4 protein-coding genes are annotated in these 4,312 nt (G+C 50.0%); all 4 read right to left on the bottom strand.

Going from position 1 to position 4,312, the window contains the following annotated elements:
* Positions 1 to 698: ABC transporter ATP-binding protein (locus tag QUA38_RS13385; protein WP_333162481.1), on the bottom strand; the 698-nt coding region annotated here is incomplete at its 3' end.
* Positions 699 to 1,490, bottom strand: coding sequence for an ABC transporter permease (locus tag QUA38_RS13380; RefSeq protein WP_333162479.1), 792 nt, complete (start codon positions 1,488 to 1,490; stop codon positions 699 to 701).
* Entirely contained in the window at positions 1,487 to 2,737 is a 1,251-nt protein-coding gene (locus QUA38_RS13375; protein ID WP_333162477.1) for a glycosyltransferase, read from the bottom strand. Before QUA38_RS13375 ends, QUA38_RS13380 begins: the two co-directional genes overlap by 4 nt.
* A gap of 257 nt (positions 2,738 to 2,994) precedes the next feature.
* Positions 2,995 to 4,311 carry a glycosyltransferase family 2 protein gene (locus tag QUA38_RS13370; RefSeq protein WP_333162475.1) on the bottom strand — a complete coding sequence of 439 codons (1,317 nt, stop codon included), beginning with the start codon at positions 4,309 to 4,311 and terminating at the stop codon, positions 2,995 to 2,997.
* Position 4,312: the final 1 nt, after the last annotated feature.

The following is a 4,312-nucleotide window of genomic DNA, read 5'->3' as shown; positions in this document are numbered from 1 at the left end:
GGTTCCCCGTAAGCCACGATTTCACCTGATTTCAGCCACAAAGCCCGATCGCACAGTTTATGAATTTGCGCCGCGTTGTGAGAAATCAAAACAATCGCACATCCTTGATTCTTAAACTCCGTAATTCTGTTCAAACATTTAGTTTGAAAAGCCACATCACCAACCGACAAATGTTCATCAACTAACAGCACTTCTGGATCGGTGTGCACCGCCACCGAAAAAGCCAGCCGCATTTGCATCCCGGTACTGTAAGTCCGCATCGGACTATCAATAAACTGTTGCAATTCCGCAAATTCAACAATATCATCAAATCGGCGCGCCGCTTCCCGACGAGTCAAACCGGCCACCACCGCACCCACAAACACATTTTCTCTGCCCGTTAAATCCGAGTGAAAACCCGCACCCAAATCCAACAAACCGCCAATTCTGCCATTAACTTCAATAGTTCCTTCTTGAGCGTGGCCGATACCGCCGATAAGTTGCAGCAGCGTCGATTTTCCCGCGCCATTCTTGCCGAGAATTCCCAGCATTTCCCCGGGAGAAACCGTGAAATTGATATCCCGCAGCGCCCAAAAACGCGCCTGCGGTTTCATCTGCCGAAAACCCGCCAAAGCTGCCTGCATAATCGTATAAGGCCGATCGGCCGAGTAGCGGTTGAAACGTTTCCCCAAACCCTTGACCACAATAGCTTGACGCATTTACAATTCCTCCACAAAAGTATTGCTTTGCCGTCTAAAAATTCCCAGTCCGATCGGCAAAAGAGCAGCCACAACCAAGCTAACAATTAACAGCGCCAGCCAATCCGGCTGCGTACCTTTGAGCAGTATGGCGCGGTAAGCTCCCAGCAGTGGCACCATAGGATTCAACTGATAAAAAGGCTGAAATTGTTTCGGGACACTGTTGAGGTCGTAGAAAATCGGAGTCAGGTAAAACAGCATCTGCAAAACTACGCCCAAAGTGTGCTGAGTATCACGAAAAGTGACATTCAAAGCGGCGAGGGGATAAGCCAAACTGACTGTCAAAATAAACTGAATAACCATCAGCAGCGGCAACACAAACAGCACAGCACTCGGCTGAACGCCATCAATTGCCAGAAATATAATTAACACAGGCAAAGCTAACAGAAAGTGAATTAGCCCCGTCATAGTCGTGACTACCGGCAAAATTGCCGTGGGGAAATTCGGCTGTCTGATTAGCGCTTTATTGTTGGTAATTAATCCCGTTGCTTGAAATAATGCGGTTTGAGACCAACTCCAGATTAACAAACCGCTGAAAGCAAAGGAAGAAAATTGCGGAATGTTAATCGGTATAACAGAGCGAAACACAAAGGAAAATACAGCTAACTGCAACAGCGGATTGATTAAAGTCCAAGCAATCCCCAAAGCCGATCGCTTGTATAGTAATTTCATATCGCGATCGACCAACACCCGCAGCAAATCGAAGAAATGAGCGATTTTGCGCCTGTCAATCAGCTTTAGAACACTTCTCATCGCACACCTCCGGCAACTTCCTGCGGTTCAGACTGTAGCTGCTCTTCCGGCTCAATCTCACCTAACTGCTGCGCCTGCAACTGCGCTTTTCTGTAAGCAAAAGGACTGTCGAGAGCTCCTAGCAACTCGCTGACTACCAACTTGCGCGGCAGCAAACCCGGAGTCTTCAAGCGGCGCACCAGCCACCAACCAAGCCACTGAAACATAGCAAATTTCCAAATTTCCCAGCGCGGCACAGTGCGGTTGCGATAGCACGTGAGTACATAAGCCCCAAAACCGCGCCCGTTATCCTGCAACTGCTTGCTCAAAGCCTCGGCGCTACGCCGGTGCAAGTGCCACACAAAAGCTCTCGGCTCATAAAAAGTCGAGTATCCCTTAGCCAAAATCCGATGAAACATCTCAATATCCCCACCACCGCGAGTCGCAGTCCCCACATCGAGAGCAACGTCAAAATTGCCCACCGCCTCGAAAACTTGCCGCCGGAAAGCCATATTCGCCCCCACGCCGTATTTGCTCGCCCACAGCAACTCCGGCACAGAAAGCTTGTTACCATTGGTTTTGTGGCAGTCGAGGTGTTGCAGCATTCCGCCATATATCAGTTCAAATTGCTGTTGTGGCAAGGTTTCCAGTTCGGCTGCAGCCACTAAACCGCTCACGGCCATAATTTCTCGGTCAGCAAACGCCGAAGCAATACCCCGCAGCCAACCGCGATCGGGCCGCACGTCGTCGTCAGTAAAAGCAATAATCTCATGCCGCGCTTCCGCGATCCCGCGATTGCGCGCCCAGTCCAATCCTGGCCGTTCTTCCTTGACGTAGCGTACCGGCAATCGCGCGACTAATTCAGCGGTGCTGCTGCTTGCAGGAGCGTTGTCTATAACGATAATTTCGCGGTGCGGATAGTCGAGGGCGAGCAGAGCTTCCAGAGCGCCTTTGAGCAAATCTGTACGATCGCGCGTGCAGATGACAACGCTAATTGACGGCAGGTCGCCATCCGCCACTGCTTCAGAAACAGCGCCGAACTGCTCTCCTAAAGTCGATCGCACCAACTCTTTTCCTAACTGATCCACAATTGTTTGTCGCACTCGCTCAGCGGAAATTGTTTGTTCCCAGGGATTGTTACTAACATAAGCCCAGCCCAGAGGCCGTCCCCGGTAGCGAACTAAAATCCGAACTCCTTCGTATTGTTCGAGTTGCCTAATCGGATTAATCTGTTCGGCAAACTCAATCTCCATAACTTTTATTGCCATAACTTGCTCCTGAAAATTTTGCAGCGGGCACTAGATAGAAAAGTTTTGACTTGGGGCTTTTAAGTTTGGGGTGGCAATTTTCCAATTTCCCAACTTTTGAGGTTTGAGTTTTTGGTTTAACTTCCCCGAATTCAGTAGATATGCACGAAAAAAAATATCTTCTAGGGGCTAGTTTAGCTAAGCATAACGAGATATAAGCGAGAAGATGAAGGCACTTACCTGCCCGAATCCTGTAATCTTTATTTGCACCTATTTACTTAGCTATTAATGGCTAACTCGTAAGTTTCAAAAGCAACTAAAGATTTTTCTTCAAGCGTTTCAGCACTGCGGGGCATACCGTTAACCGCGATCGCCCCAGCCAGCGGTTGAGCAAAGTGAAGCGCCAGAATCGATCGCAAGTGAGCGCCCCGCAGCGGTTCCGCCCCCGCTTGCGGAAAAATATGGCCGACTGTTAGTTGGTCGTAATACAGGTAAACCCCAGCCGGTCGTTCCGCGTCCAGCAGACTTTCTGCCGCTTCCCAACCTTGCTGCAAATCAATGTTAATTTCATGTCCGCCCAAATCAGAACGGGCCGGGCCCCCTTGCATAAAACTAGAAATAGCAGAGCGACTTTTTAGCTCATCAATCACACCCCGCAAATACCAATAACCGCGCAATTTTGCCCGCAACCACCGCCAAGTTTCCCGCATCCCCAAGCTTTCGAGCAAATCCAGAGATTTCCTGCCTCCCACAGCCAGCCAATCCATAACCGCCGGCCAGAAAAACGTGAGCGCCACCACAATCTTGTCTACCAAAAAATAAGGAGTTTCGTAGTCTTTTATGTGCAGCGTCGGTCTGAGTTCCGGGTGTCGGCGGCCGATCAAAACATCCGATCGCCCTTCCTGACGAGATCGGCGGAAAGAGCGATCGAGATTGTTAGTTTCGTGTTCGTAATGATAGCCCACAGCATCCTCCGCTAAAGCAAAAGGTACATCAGCTTTCAGCAAACGCAGCCCAAACTCGTAATCTTCCCCGCCGCAGTTCCCGAAAGCCGAATCAAAGCCTTCTAGACGAGCAAACAATTCTGCATCCAAAGAAAGGTTGCCGCTGAGTAAATCTTGATAAGTAAATCGGTGACCAGGTTGGCTCATATGATAAAACTTCTCTTCCCACCACGAGCGCACTTCCACGTCAAAAAACCTAGTTCCTCCGTGCAACTTAGGCGGATATGGCCCCATGACAGCCGCTCCCGGACGCTCTCGGTGAACCCGCGCGTGGCTTTCCACCAAAGGCGGCAGCGCTTCGATGTCGTCGTCGAGAAACAGCAGCAATTGCCCGGTAGCCGAAGCCGCTCCTGTATTGCGGGCGATGGCAGCGCTCCGGCAATTTACCTCGATCACCTGCAGTTTAAACTGAGCTTTGTAGTCTTGTAGCATTGCCAAAGTATCGTCAATGCAGCTATCTGCCACTACAATAACTTCGAGCAGGTCGATCGGATAAGTCTGCGAGTGCAAAGCATCAAGAGCGCGCCGCAGCGAAGAACTTCGATTGTGGCTCGGAATAATTATGCTAATTGTTGGATTTTCCCTATTCATA

This window comes from Microcoleus sp. Pol12B4 (assembly GCF_036701385.1).
In the GTDB taxonomy this organism is placed as follows: Bacteria; Cyanobacteriota; Cyanobacteriia; order Cyanobacteriales; family Microcoleaceae; genus Microcoleus.
This window is presented reverse-complemented; position numbering and strand designations above follow the sequence as displayed.

What these genes read in the sequence shown, in the direction of transcription:
- QUA38_RS13370 (WP_333162475.1), bottom strand. Translation starts at nt 4,311, where the DNA reads ATGAATAGGGAAAATCCAACAATTAGCATAATTATTCCGAGCCACAAT.
- QUA38_RS13380 (WP_333162479.1), bottom strand. Translation starts at nt 1,490, where the DNA reads ATGAGAAGTGTTCTAAAGCTGATTGACAGGCGCAAAATCGCTCATTTC.
- QUA38_RS13375 (WP_333162477.1), bottom strand. Translation starts at nt 2,737, where the DNA reads ATGGCAATAAAAGTTATGGAGATTGAGTTTGCCGAACAGATTAATCCG.